The following is a 15517-nucleotide window of genomic DNA, read 5'->3' as shown; positions in this document are numbered from 1 at the left end:
CCGCATACTGACATAATGTCGCTTATCGGCGATTCAGTCAGGCGTGGCAGAGGGCGGAGAGGGGTCCTCGTCCTCCCGTTCCGTGACCATCGGGTGCTCGAGCGCATCTGACGGACGGAAGACGTGCGAAGACGTCGGGCGTCCGCGCCGCGACACCGTCCGTATCCCCGAGATCGGGTAAGCCTGACCTGTTCCGGCACCCTGACGGCTGTCGTTCCCGGACCTTCGTCCTGTGCCTCGACCGCCCCGCGCACGCGTTCCCCTGTCGCTGATGCCGGCGGTGGGCATGGTCGCGGCCGGGCTGGCCGTCATCGGAGGACCTGCAGCGGCGGAGCAGCAGGAACGGGCGGCAGGGTGCCGCTCCGGGTACGTCGCCCTCACCTTCGACGACGGACCGGCCGGCCCGACCGACCGGCTGGTGCGCATCCTGCGCCGCGCCGGGGTCCCCGCCACGTTCTTCATGGTCGGCCAGCGCGTCGCCGCCGCCCCCGCGACAGCGCGCCGCGTCGAGCGGGCCGGCTTCCTCGTCGCCAACCACACCTGGGCGCACGCAGACATGCGGACGCAGAGCGCCGCTGAGGTGGCGCAGACGCTGCGAGCGACCCAGCGGGCGCTGCGCCGGGCCGGGACCCATCCGACCCGGTTGATGCGTCCGCCGTACGGCGCCCTCGACGACACCGCCCTGCGTGCCATCCACGCCTCCGGCTACGTGCCGGTGCTCTGGACCGTCGACTCCCGTGACTGGGCCGGCGGCACCGCGGCGCAGATCGCCAACCGCATCCTCGCCGGGCTGCGGCCCAACGCCCAGAACATCGTCCTGCAGCACGACGGGGTCGGCCACTCGCCCACCTCGGTCGCCGCAGTCCCGCGGGTGATCCGCGGCGCTCGCGCCCGCGGCTACTGCTTCACGGCCCTCGACGAACGTGGCCGACCGGGGTTCCACACCCCGACGGCGTCCCTCTCGGTCTCCGACCGCGTCCGTGAGGGTGGCGCCGCGGTGGCCACGGTGCGGCTGAGCGGGCCGCCGGGACGCGCCACCAGCGTGGTGGTGCGGACGCGCGGTTCCACGGCCCGGATCGGGCGCGACGTGGCGCGCGTCGCCCGTCGGGTCGTGATCCCCGCCGGCAGGCTCGCCACCCGGGTCCGGATCCCCGTGCGCCGGGACGGTCTCGACGAGCACACCGAGCGGTTCCGCGTGGTCCTGGGCGGCGCCCGCGGCGTCCGGCTGGGCCGCCGCGAGCGCTCCGTGCGCATCGTCGACGTCGACCGGCCACCGGTCATCCGGGGCGAGGACCTCTCGGTGCTCGAACCGGTCACCGGTCCGACGACGGCCACGGTGGAGCTGCGCCTCTCCCGGGCCAGCGGCAAGGCCATCCCGCTCACGGTGAGGACCAGGCACGGCACGGCCGACGGCGACGACTACGTCGCGAGGCGGGTCCGGACGGTCCTGCAACCCGGCGAGACGGTGCTCCGGCTGGACGTGAGGCTGCTCCCGGACGCCCTCGAGGAGACCGAGGAGACCTTCACCGTCGAGGTGGTCCGCTCCGGACCGGTCCGGGTGGGCCGCCCGGCGACCGTGACCATCACGCCACCGCCACCGCCACCGCCACCGCCACCCGGGCCGGAGCCACCTCAGCCGACGTAGGCCGCGAGGTGCTCCCCGGTGAGCGTCGTGCGGTCGGCCACGATCGCGGCCGGGGTGCCCTCGAAGACCACCCGGCCGCCGTCGTGCCCGGCGCCCGGACCGAGGTCGATGATCCAGTCAGCGTGCGCCATCACGGCCTGGTGGTGCTCGATGACGATCACCGACTTCCCGCTGTCGACCAGCCGGTCCAGCAGGTTGAGCAGCTGTTCGACGTCGGCCAGGTGCAGGCCGGTCGTGGGCTCGTCGAGGACGTAGACGTCGCCCTTGTCGGCCATCTGCACGGCCAGCTTGAGCCGCTGCCGCTCCCCGCCCGAGAGGGTCGTCAGCGGCTGACCGAGCTTGACATAACCGAGCCCGACGTCGTGCAGCCGCCCGAGGATCTTGTGGGCCGCCGGCGTCCGGGCGTCACCCTCGCCGAAGAACGACTCCGCCTCCGCGACGGACATCGCCAGCACCTCGCTGATGTCCTTGCCGCCGAAGGTGTACTCGAGCACCGCCGCCTGGAACCGCCTCCCCTCGCACTCCTCGCAGGGCGACTCGACCGTGTCCATGATCCCCAGCTCGGTGTAGATGACCCCGGCCCCGTTGCAGGTCGGGCAGGCGCCGTCGGAGTTGGAGCTGAACAGTGCGGGCTTGACGCCGTTCGCCTTGGCGAAGGCCTTCCGGATCGGCTCCAGCAGCCCGGTGTACGTCGCCGGGTTGCTGCGTCGCGACCCCTTGATCGCCCCCTGGTCGACGACCACCACACCGTCGCGACCCGCGACCGAGCCGTGGATCAGCGAGCTCTTGCCGGACCCGGCGACCCCGGTGACCACGCACAGCACGCCGAGCGGGACGTCGACGTCGACCCCCTGCAGGTTGTGGGTGTCGGCCCCACGCACCTCGAGCGCGCCGGTGGCCGACCGCACGGTCTCCTTGAGGGCCGCCCGGTCGTCGAGGTGCCGGCCGGTCGTGGTGTCGCTGGCGCGGAGACCCTCGACGGTGCCCTCGAAGCAGACCGTGCCGCCCTCGGAGCCCGCGCCCGGTCCGAGGTCGACGACGTGGTCGGCGATGGCGATCGTCTCGGGTTTGTGCTCGACGACCAGCACCGTGTTGCCCTTGTCGCGCAGCTGGACCAGCAGCTCGTTGGTGCGTTGGATGTCGTGGGGGTGCAGCCCGATCGTCGGCTCGTCGAAGACGTAGGTGACGTCGGTGAGCGACGAGCCGAGGTGGCGGATCATCTTGGTCCGCTGTGCCTCTCCCCCGGACAGCGTGCCCGCGGGCCGGTCGAGCGAGAGGTAGCCGAGGCCGATCTCGACGAAGGAGTCGAGCAGGTGCTGGATCCCGCCGAGCAGCGGCTTGACCGTCGGCTCGTCGAGGTCGCGCACCCAGTCGGCGAGGTCGCTGATCTGCATCTGGCACAGCTCGGCGATGTTCTTGCCGTTCACCCGCGACGACAGCGCCTCCCGGGTGAGGCGGGTGCCCTCGCAGTCGGGGCAGGTGGTGAAGGTGATGGCCCGCTCCACGAACCGCCGGACGTGGGGCTGCATGGCCTCCACGTCCTTGGAGAGCATCGACTTCTGGATCTTGGGGATGATGCCCTCGTAGGTGAGGTTGACCCCCTCGACCTTGATCTTCTGCGGCTCACCGTGGAGCAGCTTGTCGAGCTCCTGCTTCGTGTACTTCCCGATCGGCTTGTCCATGGGCAGGCCGGCGCCGCTGAAGATCCGCCCGTACCAGCCGTCCATGCTGTAGCCGGGCACGGTCAGCGCACCCTCGGCGAGCGACTTGGACTCGTCGTAGAGCGCAGTGAGGTCGAAGTCGGAGACGTTGCCCATCCCCTCGCACCGCGGGCACATCCCGCCGAGGTAGACGGCGTCCTTGACGACCTTCTTCTCGACCCGGCCGCCCTTCTCGGTGCTCATCACGCCGCCCGCGCGACGGGTCGGCACGTTGAACGAGAACGCCGTCGGCGGCCCGACGTGCGGCTCGCCCAGCCGGCTGAAGAGGATCCGCAGCATCGCGTTGGCGTCGGTGGCGGTGCCGACCGTCGAGCGCGGGTTGGCGCCCATCCGCTCCTGGTCGACGATGATCGCGGTGGTGATGCCGTCGAGGAGGTCGACATCGGGCCGCGCCAGCGTGGGCATGAAGCCCTGCACGAAGGCGCTGTAGGTCTCGTTGATCATCCGCTGCGACTCGGCCGCGATGGTGGCGAACACCAGGGAGCTCTTGCCCGACCCCGACACCCCGGTGAAGACCGTGAGCCGCCGCTTCGGCAGCTCGACGCTGACGTCGCGGAGGTTGTTCTCCCGGGCCCCCTGGACCCGGATCAGGTCGTGGCGGTCGGCCGGGTGCTGCTGGCCCTTGCTCATGTGGCTCCTCGGTCGTGTGGCGTCGTGGGCGTCGTCGGCGCGGGCGTGCGGACCTTCGGCCCGGACTCATCGCGTCGGGCCGCTCACGCCACCTCGTTGATGCGGATCAGGTTGCCGGCGGGGTCGCGCAACGCGCAGTCCCGTACGCCGTACGGCTGGTCGGTCGGCTCCTGGAGCACCTCCGCGCCGCTGGCCTCCAGCTTGCCGTAGACCTCGTCGAGGTCGGGCGTGGCGAAGGCGATGGCGGTGTAGCTGCCCTTCGCGATCAGCTCGAGGACCGTGCGCCGCTCCTCCTCGGTGATGCCGGGGTCGGTGGCGGGCGGGTGCAGCACGATGCTCGTCCCCGGCTGTCCGGCAGGGCCGACGGTGATCCACCGCATGCCCTCGTAGCCGACGTCGTTGCGCACCTCGAAGCCGAGGGTGTCGCGGTAGAAGGCGAGGGAGGCGTCAGGGTCGGTGTGCGGGAGGAAGGCGTAGTGGATGGTGATGTCCATGGGCGTCACGCTAGTGATGGTCCGTGCGGCCGTGCTTCTCGATTCCTGATCGGTCGGGTGACCTGTCGGGCATGGCACGAGGGCATCTCCGGCCCGGTCGGCGCCGCTTGCTCCCGGTACCTGCTCGGGGAGGTCCCGACGAGCTCGCTGAACCGGCTGCTGAAGGTCCCGAGCGAGGAGAACCCCACGGTGAAGCAGACCTCGGTGACGCTGAGGTCACCGCGGCGCAGCAGTGCCATCGCCCGCTCCACGCGACGGGTCATCAGGTAGCTGTAGGGCGACTCGCCGTAGACCTGCCGGAAGCGGCGGCTGAGGTGGCCCGCCGACATGTTGACGCCCCGGGCCAAGGCCTCGACGTCGAGCGGCTGCGCGTAGTCGCGGTCCATCCGGTCGCGCACCCGCCGCAGCAGGGCGAGGTCACGGAGCCGCTGCTCCGCGGCGGGGACGGTGGCCACACCACGATCCTTCCACGGGCGGCGACCTCCCGCGACCAGGACGGAGGGCGGGTTCCACCCCTGCGGGGGAGCCACCGCCCCGCACCTCGTGATGGGCTCGAGACGTCGTCGTCGTTCTCGTCGGCCACCCGGCTGCCGACGGCGACAGGACGGAGGACACCATGCTCAGAGGGATCCTCGGACGTCTCGCCGGGGGCGGTCGCCGGCGACCCGTCGGCGGCACCACGACCGGTCCGGCGACGGGGCGTCCCGCCGCCGGCGGCTCAGCCAACCGGGACGTCGAGCGCGGCGCGCGCACCCTGCTCCGTGGTCTGATGCGGCGTCGCTGACGTCGCAGACCCTCGGCACACCCGGACCACACCCGGGTGTGCCGAGGACCGGCCTGCTAGGAACGTGCCATGGCCTACGACGTGGCGAAGGTGCGCTCCCTCTACCCGGCCCTCGCCAGTGGTGAGGTCTTCCTCGACAACCCTGGAGGCACGCAGGTGCCCCAGCCCGTCATCGACGCCGTGAGCTCGGCCCTCGGCGGGCCGTTGTCGAACCGCAGCCCGCACTCACGACCCCAGCGAGCGGCCGGCGAGGTGGTCGTGGCGTGCCGCGAGGCGCTCGCCGACCTGCTGGCGGCGGACCCGCGGGGCATCGTCTTCGGACGGAGCATGACGGCACTCACCTACGACCTCGCCCGCACGCTCGCCGGGTCGTGGTCACCCGGCGAGGAGGTGGTCGTCACCCGGCTCGACCACGACGCCAACATCCGCCCGTGGGTGCAGGCCGCCGAGCGCGTCGGGGCCGTGGTGCGCTGGGCCGACTTCGACACCGAGACGATGGAGCTGCGTCCTGAGCACCTGGAGGCGGTCCTGGGCGACCGGACCCGGCTCGTGGCGCTCCCCGGGGCCTCCAACGTCCTCGGCACGCGCCCCGACGTCCGGGCCCTGGCCGACCTGGCCCACGAGGCCGGGGCGCTGGTCTTCGTCGACGGCGTCCACCACGCCGCCCACGAGGTGCCCGACCTGGCCGGCCTGGGTGCCGACCTCTACGCCTGCTCCCCCTACAAGTTCGGCGGTCCGCACTGCGGGGTCCTCGCGGCCGACCCCGACCTGCTGGAGGAGCTCCACCCCGACAAGCTCGTCCCCTCCACCGACGAGGTGCCGGAGCGGTTCGAGCTGGGCACGTTGCCCTACGAGCTGATGGCCGGCACGACGGCGGCGGTGGACGTCCTCGCCTCGCTGGGCGAGAGCGACGGCCCCCGGCGCGACCGCCTCGTGTCGGCGTACGACGCCATCGAGCAGCACGAGGACGGGCTGCGCCGCCGGATCGAGGACTGGCTCCTCGGCCGACCCGGCGTCACCGTCTGGTCGCGGGCTCCGCGGCGGACCTCGACGCTCTACTTCTCGATCGCCGGGGTGGAGCCGGCGGAGGTCCACGCGGCCCTCGGCGAGCGGCAGGTGAGCATCTCCTCAGGTCACTGCTACGCCTGGGAGCCCTGCCAGCGGCTGGGGCTCGGAGCGACCGGCGCCCTCCGGGTGGGGCTGGCCCCCTACAACGACGCCGAGGACGTCGACCGGCTGCTGGCGGCGCTGGACGGCGTCCTCCCCCGCTGAGAACGCCCCGACCCCGTCGAACGTCGGGGGTCCTCGGTCCGCCGTGACTAGGTGGGGTGGTCATTGCGGACCAACTTCTGGCGAGTCGTCGACGGGGCGGGTCGGCGCGCTCCTACCGTGATCTCACGCACTTCTTCCGACTCATCACCCGAGGATGAACGCCATGTGGGACACCGTCGACAGCGGATCGGGCCGGCACCTCTCCCACGACCTCCTGTGCCAGCGCTGCGGCCACGGGGTCCACACCTTCCTCGCGTGCTCGGAGACCTGCACCTGCGAGCCGGTCGCGATGCCGGGCTCGGCCCCGCTGGTCACGGCCTGACCGGCACCTCGAACTCCGCCACCGTCCGGATCACGGGGTCGTCCGACGCCCGACCCGTCACGTCGCCGGCGTACCACCGCATCGTCAGCCCGCCGCGGTCGCCGGTCTCCAGCACCGCCAGGTTGTTGTCGTACCAGGGACCACGCTCGATGCCCCACGTCAGCGGCGACGGCGGGACCTTCGCCCAGCGCGCCAGCCGCCGCGGGACCCGGGCGAGCCACCGTCGGGTGCCCCAGGTGGTGACCCGCTGCATCGCCGACGGGAGCGGGTTGCGGATCGGTGAGCACACGGCCTGCAGGATCCGGCTGGTCACCACCCGGTTGCTGACCTCTGCGTCCGGTGCGGCGGTCGCGACGTAGCTGTGGTGGACGTCGCCGGAGAGGAACGTGACGGTGCTCGGCGCGTCGCCCAGCTCTCCGGACGCGACCGCGAGCGTCATGTCGGCCACCTCCTGGAACCCCGGCTGGAAGGCCGCCCAGTGCTCCATGTCGACGACCTGTCGCAACCACTCCCCGACCCGGGCCACTCCCCTCCCCCACGCCCCGTTGCACAAGCCCTCGCTGAAGGCCTCGGCGTGGTGGAGGCCGGGGGCCAGCAGGAACGGCAGCGAGGTCCCCACCAGGAGGTGGTCGAACCCGCCCAGCATCTGCTCGTGCAGCCACGCCATCTCCGTGGCGTCGATCATCGAGCGTTGCTCGGGCGTCAGCACCCGCGCTGCCCGGGAGTCCACGACCACCAGTCGCGCGGTCCCGCCGAAGTCACGCGCGAAGCTCCAGCGGTAGGTGTCGGGCTGCTCGTCGGTCCGCTCGGCGAACGCGTCGAGGGCGGCGGTGAGGTCGAGCTCGTCGGGCCCCTGGTGGGCCACGACCTTCTGCCACAGGGGGTCCTCGGCGCGCTCGGCCACCGACAGGTTGCCGAGGTGCTGGTAGACCCAGTAGGACCCGAGACCGCCGACGATCCGGTCGTGCCACCACGGCTTGGCCGCCATCTGCTGGCGCCAGGTCCAGCTGGTGTTCCAGTCGTCGCGGATGTCGTGGTCGTCGAAGATCATCGCCGTCGGCACCGTGGACAGCAGCCACCGGTTGGCCGGGTCGCTCCAGGCGAGCCGGTAGAGCTCGGCGTACTCGACGTAGTCCTGCAGCTCGGCTCCCGGCGGCTCCTCGAGACTGCGGCGGTGGCTGATGAACTCCCGGATCTCGTCGCTGGTCTCGTCGGCGTAGACCTGGTCGCCGAGGAGCAGCAGCAGGTCGGGCCACCGCTCACCGGCGTTCTTGGCGAGGTGGAGCGCGTAGGCGCGGAGCGCGTCGACGCCGTAGTCGTCGGTGTGCTCGGCGTCGTGCGGGACGCTCACCCGGCAGGACCCGAACGCGAGCCGGAGCTGCTGCTGCCGAGACGGTGTCGCGATCACGGGGTCCGGGAAGTCGTCGACGGGTGCCGGCCAGACCGGGTCGTCGTCCAGCAGCACCCGGTACGCCGTGCGGCTGCCCGGCTCGAGCCCGGTCAGCTCCACCAGCGCGTAGTGATGGCCGTGTGCCCCGAACGTGGCAGCCGACGCGCGCCGGTCGCCCGCCTCGACGGTGACGGTCGCCGCCTGCCCGGTCTGCACCCAGATGCTGGCCGTCGTCTCGTCGACGTGCCGCAGCATCGGCCCCAGGACCAGCCCGGTCATGGCTGCAGCAGCACCTTGATGGCGCGGCGCTCGTCCATCGCCTCATAGCCCTTCGCCACCTTGTCGAGCGGCAGCGTCAGGTCGAAGACCAGCCCCGGCTCGATGGTGCCCGCGAGCACGAGGTCGAGCAGCTCGGGCAGGTAGCGGCGTACGGGCGCCATGCCGCCGGCGAGGCCGATGTTGCGGCTGAACATCCGGCGCACCGGCAGCTCGACCCCGTGTGGTGCACCCACGAAGCCGACGGTCGACCCCGGCCGGGCCACCGCGAAGGCGGTCTGCATGGCGGCATCGGTCCCGACGCACTCGAGCACCGCGTCGGCGCCCACCCCGCGCGTCAGCTCGAGGACCGCTGCCTCCCCCTCCTCCCCGCGCTCGGCGACGACGTCGGTGGCGCCGAAGCGGCGGGCGAGCTGCTGGCGTGGCTCGTGGCGCGACATCACCACGACCCGCTCGGCGCCCAGCTGCGCGGCGGCGATCACCCCGCACAGCCCGACGGCGCCGTCGCCGACGACGACGGCGGTGTCACCCGGGGACACTCCAGCGGTCACCGCGGCGTGCCACCCGGTCGCCATCACGTCGGAGAGCGTCAACAGCGACGGGACGAGCTCGGCGTCCGGCTGGTCGGCGGTGCCGACGAGGCTGCCGTCGGCCTGGTGCACCAGCGCGTACTCGGCCTGACCGCTGAGGGTGAAGCCCTGCTGCTCGCAGGCCGACTGCATCCCGGCCCGACAGTGCGGGCAGGTGTTGTCGCAGTGGACGAACGGCACGACCACGAAGTCGCCGGGGCGGAAGGACCGCACCTCGGAGCCGACCTCGGCGACCACTCCCACGCACTCGTGGCCGATGGTCGACCCCACCTCGATCGGGTTCTCGCCGCGGTAGGGCCACAGGTCCGACCCGCAGATGCAACCGGCGGTCACCTGCACCACCGCGTCGGTGGGGCTGCTGATCCCCGGTGTCGGCACGTCGGTGAGGCGGATGTCACCCGGCCCGTGGATGGTGGTCGCACGCATGGCTGGCATCCTTGCAGGCGGTGCCACCCCGCCCCACGGATGATGCCCGTATCTCATATCTGAGATACGGTGCCGCCATGACCGAGGACTACAAGGGCCGGATCGGGAACCTCATCCGCGACGCCCGCAAGCACCGCGGGATGACCCAGCAGCAGCTCGCCGAGCGGCTCTCCACGAGCCAGAGCGCGATCAACCGCATCGAGAAGGGGCACCAGAACCTGTCCCTGGAGATGCTCGCCCGGATCGGCTCCGCGCTCGACTCCGAGATCGTGGCGCTGGGGGCCGGGCCCACGCACCTGCGCGTGACCGGACCGACCACGCTGTCCGGGAGCATCGAGGTCAAGACCTCCAAGAACGCCGGCGTCGCGCTGCTCTGCGCGACGCTGCTCAACCGCGGCCGCACGACGCTGCGCAAGGTCGCGCGCATCGAGGAGGTCAACCGCCTGCTCGAGGTGCTCGACTCGCTCGGCGTGCAGACCCGCTGGCTCAACGACGACAACGACCTCGAGATCGTGCCGCCCGCCGAGCTCGACCTGTCCAACATCGACGAGGAGGCCGCCCGCCGCACGCGGTCGGTGATCATGTTCCTCGGCCCGTTGCTCCACCGCTCGGAGAACTTCGAGCTGCCCTACGCCGGCGGCTGCAACCTCGGGACCCGCACGGTCGAGCCGCACATGTCGGCGCTGCGGCCCTTCGGCCTCGAGGTGAAGGCGACCGAGGGCAGCTACCACGCCCGGGTCGAGAACCAGGTCGCCCCGGGCCGTCCGATCGTGCTGACCGAGCGCGGCGACACCGTCACCGAGAACGCGCTGATGGCCGCTGCCCTCCACCCGGGCACCACGGTGATCCGCAACGCCTCCTCGAACTACATGGTCCAGGACCTCTGCTTCTACCTCGAGCGGCTCGGCGTCACGGTGGAGGGGATCGGCACCACGACGCTCACTGTGACCGGCCGCGAGCAGATCGACATCGATGTCGACTACGCGCCCGCGGAGGACCCCATCGAGGCGATGTCGCTGCTGGCCGCGGCGATCGTCACCGACTCCTCGATCACCATCGAGCGGGTCCCGATCGAGTTCCTCGAGATCGAGCTGGCGCTGCTGGAGGAGATGGGGTTCCAGTACACCCGCTCCGAGGAGTACGTCGCGCTCAACGGTCACACCCGGCTGGTGGACATCTCCACCCACCCAAGCGTGCTCCACGCACCGCTGGACAAGGTGCACCCGATGCCGTTCCCCGGCCTCAACATCGACAACCTCCCGTTCTTCGCCGTCATCGCGGCGGTCGCCAACGGGCAGACCCTGATCCACGACTGGGTCTACGAGAACCGGGCCATCTACCTCACCGACCTCAACAAGCTGGGCGGCCAGGTCAAGCTGCTCGACCCCCACCGGGTGATGGTGGAGGGCCCGAGCAGCTTCACGGGCACCGAGATGATGTGCCCGCCGGCGCTGCGGCCGGCCGTGGTGCTGCTGCTGGCGATGCTGGCAGCCAAGGGCACCTCGGTCCTGCGGTCGACCTACGTCATCCACCGCGGCTACGAGGACCTCGCCGAGCGGCTCAACCAGCTCGGCGCCACCATCGAGGCCTTCCGCGACATTTAACCCCTGGTCAGAAGCGCTGCGGCACGAAGGTCTGCTCCTGCAGGGGCGGGCGGACGTAGGGCTCCTGGCGCATCTGCGGCAGCTCGACGACGCCGGGGGCGACGTCCTCGTAGTCGAAGCAGCTCAGCAGGTGGGAGATGCAGTTGAGCCGGGCCGCGCGCTTGTCGTCGGAGGGCACGACGTACCAGGGCGCCTGCTTGATGTCGGTGTACTGGAACGTGGTGTCCTTCGCCATCGAGTAGCGCACGTAGAGCTCGTGCTCGGCGAGGTCCATGTCGGAGAGCTTCCACCGCTTGAGCGGCTCGGCGTTGCGGGCCTCGAACCGCTTGCGCTGCTCCTCGTAGGACACCGAGAACCAGTACTTGAGGACCGTGATCCCGGACCGGACCAGCATCCGCTCGAACTCCGGGCAGGAGCGCAGGAACTCCTGGTGCTCCTCCTCGGTGCAGAAGCCCATCACCCACTCCACGTTGGAGCGGTTGTACCAGCTGCGGTCGAACAGGACCATCTCCCCAGCTGCCGGCAGGTGCTCGACGTAGCGCTGGAAGTACCACTGCGTCTGCTCGCGCTCGGTGGGCCGAGGCAGCGCCACGACCCGCACGGTGCGGGGACTGGTGCGCTCGGTGATCCGCTTGATCACCCCACCCTTGCCGGCCGAGCCGCGGCCCTCGAAGATCACGAGGACCTTGAGCCCCTGGCGCTGGATCCAGTACTGCAGCTGCACCAGCTGCTCCTGCAGCCGCTCGATCTCGTGGTCGTAGACGTCGCGCCGCAGCTTGCCCTTCTTGGTGTAACGCTCCGGGTCGCGGCCGACGTCGCGGAGCTCCCGCGGGTCGTCGGCGCCGGCCGGCGGCAGGAGCGTCATCGCCGGTGGCCTACCGGAACAGCGTCTCCACCCAGGCCCGGGCAGGGGTGCGCGAGGCGGGCGGCGCCGTCATGTCGGCGGTGATCCTGGGCAACGGAGCCGTCGACTGGCTGGCGTTGCGGTGCCAGTCGTTCTCGGCCTCGATGAGGTTGCCGAGCTCGGCACGCTCGAGGAAGACGCCGTGCCCGTCGGGGCACTGGCTCACCTGACCGGTCCCGAGGGGTCGGCTCACCATGGCGGAGTCGCAGCGGGGGCAGGTCAACTCGTCCATGTGGCGACCGTACTCCTCCCCCGGCAGACCCTCGACCCGGCGCGCGGGCGCCGCCCGGGCCGGCCGCGCGGGGTGGATACTGCGGTTCGTGACCGCGCCCCGGACCGGCTACCCGTTCCTCGACGACCACCCGATACCGCTGGCGTTCGCCCACCGGGGTGGTGCCACGCACCCCCACCTGGTCGGCCTGGAGAACACGATGGCGGCGTTCCGGCACGCCGTCGCGCTGGGTTACCGCTACCTCGAGACGGATGTCCACGCGACCCGGGACGGCGTGCTGCTGGCGTTCCACGACGCCTTCCTGGACCGGGTCACCGGCACCAACGGCGGGCTGCTCGACATCGACCACGCCGACCTCGCCGACGTGCGAATCGCCGGCACGGAGCCGATCCCGACCCTGGGCGAGCTGTTCGAGGCCTTCCCCGACTGCCGCTTCAACATCGACGTGAAGGCGGAGGCCGCCGTACCCCTGCTCGCCCGGTTCCTCGACGAGCACGGGGCCCACGACCGGGTGCTCGTCGGGTCGTTCTCCCGCCGGCGGCTGCAGCGGTTCCGCCGGTTGAGCGGGGGCCGCGTCGCGACCTCCGCGCACCCGCTCGAGGTGGCCGCGTTCCGCTTCCTGCCGTCGGCCCGGATGGCCACGCTCGTCACCGGCGGGCACTTCGCCGCCCTGCAGATCCCCCACCGGCAGGGGCCGCTGACCGTGACCACGCCGGGCCTGGTGCGGCGCGCGCACGCGGCCGGCAAGCACGTGCACTGCTGGACCATCGACGACCCCGACGAGATGCGGCTGCTCCTCGACCGTGGTGTCGACGGCCTGATGACCGACCGGACCGACATACTCAGGGACGTGCTCGTCGACCGCGGGCTGTGGAGGGACAACGCATGAGTGCAACGACCGGCGCAGCCGACCGCGCGTCCACGAGCGGGGGCAGGGAGCAGCGGGCCTGGTACTTCTACGACTGGGCCAACAGCGCGTTCGCCACCACGGTGGCCGGCGTGCTGTTCGGGCCCTACCTGATCGCCGTCGCCAAGAACGCCGCCGTGGACGACCGGGTCGGGCTGCTCTGGTTCGAGGTGGCGCCCGGGGCGCTCCCGGCGTTCGTCGTGACGACCTCCACGCTGATCTCGGCGCTGGTCCTGCCGCCGCTGGGCGCCGTCGCCGACCGGACGGCCCGCAAGAAGGACCTCCTCGCGGGCTTCGCGTGGGCCGGCGCCGCGTTCGCCGCGCTGCTGTTCTTCATGACCGGGGACAACTGGCAGCTCGGCGTGGTGTCCTTCATCGCCGCCAACCTCTGCTTCGGCGCGGCCGCGGTCTTCAACGACTCCATCCTGCCGCTGATCTCCACCGAGACCGAGCGGGACCGGGTCTCCTCTCGCGGGTGGGCCATGGGGTACGCCGGCGGCGGGCTGCTGCTGGCCCTCAACTTCGTGCTCGTGAGCTTCCACGGGACCTTCGGGCTCGAGGAGGGCCTGGCGGTGCGCATCAGCCTGCTCTCGGCGGCCGTCTGGTGGGCGGGCTTCACCTTCATCCCGTTCCGGGGCATCAAGAACCGGCCGCCCCGCGACGTCGAGCACGTCGAGGGCGGCGTCTTCGCCCGCAGCTTCGGGCAGCTGTGGCAGACGCTCAAGGAGATGCGCCACTACCCCACCGCGCTGACCTTCCTGTTGGCCTACCTGTTCTTCAACGACGGCATCCAGACGGTGATCAGCCAGGCGTCGGTCTACGGGGTGGAGGAGCTCGGCTTCGACACCGGGACCGTGCTGGCGGTCTACCTGCTGGTGCAGTTCGTGGCGGTCTTCGGCGCTCTCGCCTTTGGTCGGGCGGCGGCGAGGATCGGCGCGAAGCGGACGATTCTCTTCGGCCTGGTCGTCTGGATGGTCATCGTCACCCTCGCCCTGTTCGTTCCCGAGGGTGCGCTGCTGCCGTTCCTCGCCCTCGGGGTCGCCATCGGCATCGTGCTCGGCGGCACCCAGGCCCTCGCGCGGTCCTACTTCTCGCTGTTCATCCCGGCCGGCAAGGAGGCCGAGTACTTCAGCTTCTACCACGCGATGGAGCGCGGCACGTCGTGGTTCGGCACCCTCGTCTTCGGCATCGTCTTCACGCTCACCGGCTCCTACCGGCCGGCGATCTTCGCGCTCATCGTGTTCTTCGTCATCGGTGGGCTGCTGCTGCTCCGGGTCGACACCGCCCGGGGTATCCGCGAGGCGGGAAACAAGGTCCCGAGCGTGATCTGAACCGCCTCGGCGGCGATTCGGGGAATTGCGCCGGGGGTCGTACCGTTGAACGACGTAGCGGCGGAAGATCCGCACGCCCGCGTCCTGGAACACCTCACCAGCACGTTTCAGTGCGCGGTCATCGGGGGACCATAGGTTCAGGAGGTGGCTCATGGCGGAGCGCACACTGCGTGGAGCTCGGCTCGGAGGCCAGAGCTTCGAGGACGAGCGCGGCATCGAGTTCGCGGCCCGACAGCAGGTCGGCTATCGGTGCGAGCGTGGCCACGAGTTCGAGATCACGATGTCGGACGAGGCCGAGATCCCGGCGACGTGGGAGTGCCCGCGCTGCGGGGCGGAGTCGCTGAGCGTCTCCGGCATCCAGCCCGAGGCGAAGGCCGAGAAGCCCGCCCGCACCCACTGGGACATGCTGCTGGAGCGCCGCTCGGAGAAGGAGCTCGAGGACATCCTCAAGGAGCGCCTCGAGCTGCTGCGCGGCGGAGAGATCGGGCCGGCCCACCTGCACCGGGCGTCGACCCGCAAGAAGAAGGTCAGCTGACCCTCACTCGTCCACCACGTCGCCCCGGACCACCGGCCCACCGGTCGGAGGACCGGGGCGTCGTCCTGTGTCGGTGCCCAGCAGCCGCCGTGACACGGCAGCCGTCAGCGCCCGACGGGCGACCGGACGCGAGAACGGCAGCACCAGCAGCAGCCCGACGGCATCGGTCGCGAAGCCGGGGGTGAGCATCAGGGTCCCGCCGATGAGCACCAGCGCGCCGTCGGCCAGCTCGCGCGCCGGCATCCGTCCCGTACGGAGCGCCTCGGTCAGTGCCCGCCAGGTCCGGCCGCCCTCCCGACGTACGAGCCAGGCGCCGAGCACGCTGGCGAGCACGAGGAGCAGCAGCGTCCACCACGCCCCGATGACCCGGCCCACCACGATCAGCAGGTAGATCTCCAGCAGCGGGACCCCGACGAAGGCCACCACCAGCAGGACCCGCAGCACGCCCGCCCTC

Annotated in this window: 15 protein-coding genes; 7 read left to right on the top strand and 8 right to left on the bottom strand. The window is 71.4% G+C overall.

Annotation, left to right across the window (positions count from 1 at the left end; all coding sequences use genetic code 11):
- Positions 1–271 precede the first annotated feature (271 nt).
- Entirely contained in the window at positions 272–1645 is a 1374-nt protein-coding gene (locus K6T13_RS09220) for a polysaccharide deacetylase family protein (RefSeq protein WP_222894302.1), read from the top strand.
- On the opposite strand, the gene K6T13_RS09215 is transcribed toward K6T13_RS09220, so the two are convergent.
- The 3 genes from K6T13_RS09215 to K6T13_RS09205 form a co-directional block, all read right to left on the bottom strand.
- A complete protein-coding gene (locus K6T13_RS09215) occupies positions 1633–3996 on the bottom strand; it encodes an ATP-binding cassette domain-containing protein (RefSeq protein ID WP_222894301.1) in 2364 nt (787 codons plus the stop codon). The genes K6T13_RS09220 and K6T13_RS09215 overlap by 13 nt on opposite strands.
- Before the next feature lie 83 nt (positions 3997–4079).
- On the bottom strand, positions 4080–4490 hold the full coding sequence (locus K6T13_RS09210; RefSeq protein ID WP_222894300.1) for a VOC family protein: 411 nt from the start codon (positions 4488–4490) through the stop codon (positions 4080–4082).
- A 5-nt stretch (positions 4491–4495) separates the two neighbouring features.
- The gene (locus K6T13_RS09205; protein WP_430227052.1) at positions 4496–4945 is read right to left on the bottom strand and encodes a helix-turn-helix transcriptional regulator; all 450 of its coding nucleotides are present in this window, start codon (positions 4943–4945) and stop codon (positions 4496–4498) included.
- Positions 4946–5343: 398 nt separating this feature from the next.
- On the opposite strand from K6T13_RS09205, the gene K6T13_RS09200 reads away from it, so the two are divergent.
- Together K6T13_RS09200 and K6T13_RS09195 are read left to right on the top strand one after the other, a co-directional pair.
- Positions 5344–6546: a cysteine desulfurase-like protein gene (locus K6T13_RS09200; RefSeq protein WP_222894299.1), complete on the top strand. Its 1203-nt coding sequence runs from the start codon at positions 5344–5346 to the stop codon at positions 6544–6546.
- 163 nt (positions 6547–6709) lie between these two features.
- Complete coding sequence (locus K6T13_RS09195) at positions 6710–6868, top strand: hypothetical protein (protein WP_222894298.1); 159 nt, start codon at positions 6710–6712, stop codon at positions 6866–6868.
- On the opposite strand, the gene K6T13_RS09190 is transcribed toward K6T13_RS09195, so the two are convergent.
- Complete coding sequence (locus K6T13_RS09190) at positions 6858–8537, bottom strand: alkaline phosphatase D family protein (RefSeq protein ID WP_222894297.1); 1680 nt, start codon at positions 8535–8537, stop codon at positions 6858–6860. The two genes, K6T13_RS09195 and K6T13_RS09190, sit on opposite strands and share 11 nt — an antisense overlap.
- Positions 8534–9550, bottom strand: a complete 1017-nt coding sequence (locus K6T13_RS09185) for a zinc-dependent alcohol dehydrogenase family protein (RefSeq protein WP_222894296.1) — start codon at positions 9548–9550, stop codon at positions 8534–8536. The genes K6T13_RS09190 and K6T13_RS09185 overlap by 4 nt, the downstream gene beginning before the upstream one ends.
- 77 nt (positions 9551–9627) lie before the next feature.
- Between K6T13_RS09185 and K6T13_RS09180 the strand changes: the two genes are divergently transcribed.
- Positions 9628–11154 (top strand): helix-turn-helix domain-containing protein, encoded by a 1527-nt coding sequence (locus tag K6T13_RS09180; RefSeq protein WP_222894295.1) that lies wholly within the window; start codon positions 9628–9630, stop codon positions 11152–11154.
- A gap of 7 nt (positions 11155–11161) precedes the next feature.
- Here the strand turns inward: K6T13_RS09180 and ppk2 are convergent, their stop codons facing one another.
- Both ppk2 and K6T13_RS09170 read right to left on the bottom strand, forming a co-directional pair.
- Positions 11162–12019, bottom strand: a complete 858-nt coding sequence (ppk2, locus tag K6T13_RS09175) for a polyphosphate kinase 2 (RefSeq protein WP_222894294.1) — start codon at positions 12017–12019, stop codon at positions 11162–11164.
- A gap of 10 nt (positions 12020–12029) precedes the next feature.
- Positions 12030–12290, bottom strand: a complete 261-nt coding sequence (locus tag K6T13_RS09170) for a TFIIB-type zinc ribbon-containing protein (RefSeq protein WP_222894293.1) — start codon at positions 12288–12290, stop codon at positions 12030–12032.
- A gap of 88 nt (positions 12291–12378) precedes the next feature.
- Here K6T13_RS09170 and K6T13_RS09165 point away from each other — a divergent pair, with 88 nt between their 5' ends.
- The 3 genes from K6T13_RS09165 to K6T13_RS09155 all read left to right on the top strand — a co-directional run bounded on the left by K6T13_RS09165 (position 12379) and on the right by K6T13_RS09155 (position 15063).
- Positions 12379–13179 carry a glycerophosphodiester phosphodiesterase family protein gene (locus K6T13_RS09165; protein WP_249423692.1) on the top strand — a complete coding sequence of 267 codons (801 nt, stop codon included), beginning with the start codon at positions 12379–12381 and terminating at the stop codon, positions 13177–13179.
- Positions 13176–14528, top strand: a complete 1353-nt coding sequence (locus K6T13_RS09160) for an MFS transporter (protein ID WP_222894291.1) — start codon at positions 13176–13178, stop codon at positions 14526–14528. The genes K6T13_RS09165 and K6T13_RS09160 overlap by 4 nt, the downstream gene beginning before the upstream one ends.
- Before the next feature lie 151 nt (positions 14529–14679).
- Positions 14680–15063 carry an RNA polymerase-binding protein RbpA gene (locus tag K6T13_RS09155; protein WP_222894290.1) on the top strand — a complete coding sequence of 128 codons (384 nt, stop codon included), beginning with the start codon at positions 14680–14682 and terminating at the stop codon, positions 15061–15063.
- Positions 15064–15066: 3 nt separating this feature from the next.
- On the opposite strand, the gene K6T13_RS09150 is transcribed toward K6T13_RS09155, so the two are convergent.
- Complete coding sequence (locus K6T13_RS09150; protein ID WP_249423691.1) at positions 15067–15507, bottom strand: FxsA family protein; 441 nt, start codon at positions 15505–15507, stop codon at positions 15067–15069.
- Positions 15508–15517 lie beyond the last annotated feature (10 nt).

Origin of the sequence: Nocardioides coralli (assembly GCF_019880385.1) — a bacterium.
GTDB lineage: Bacteria > Actinomycetota > Actinomycetes > Propionibacteriales > Nocardioidaceae > Nocardioides > Nocardioides coralli.
Note: the sequence above shows the minus strand (reverse complement) of the source record. Positions and strands in the feature narration are given on the sequence as shown.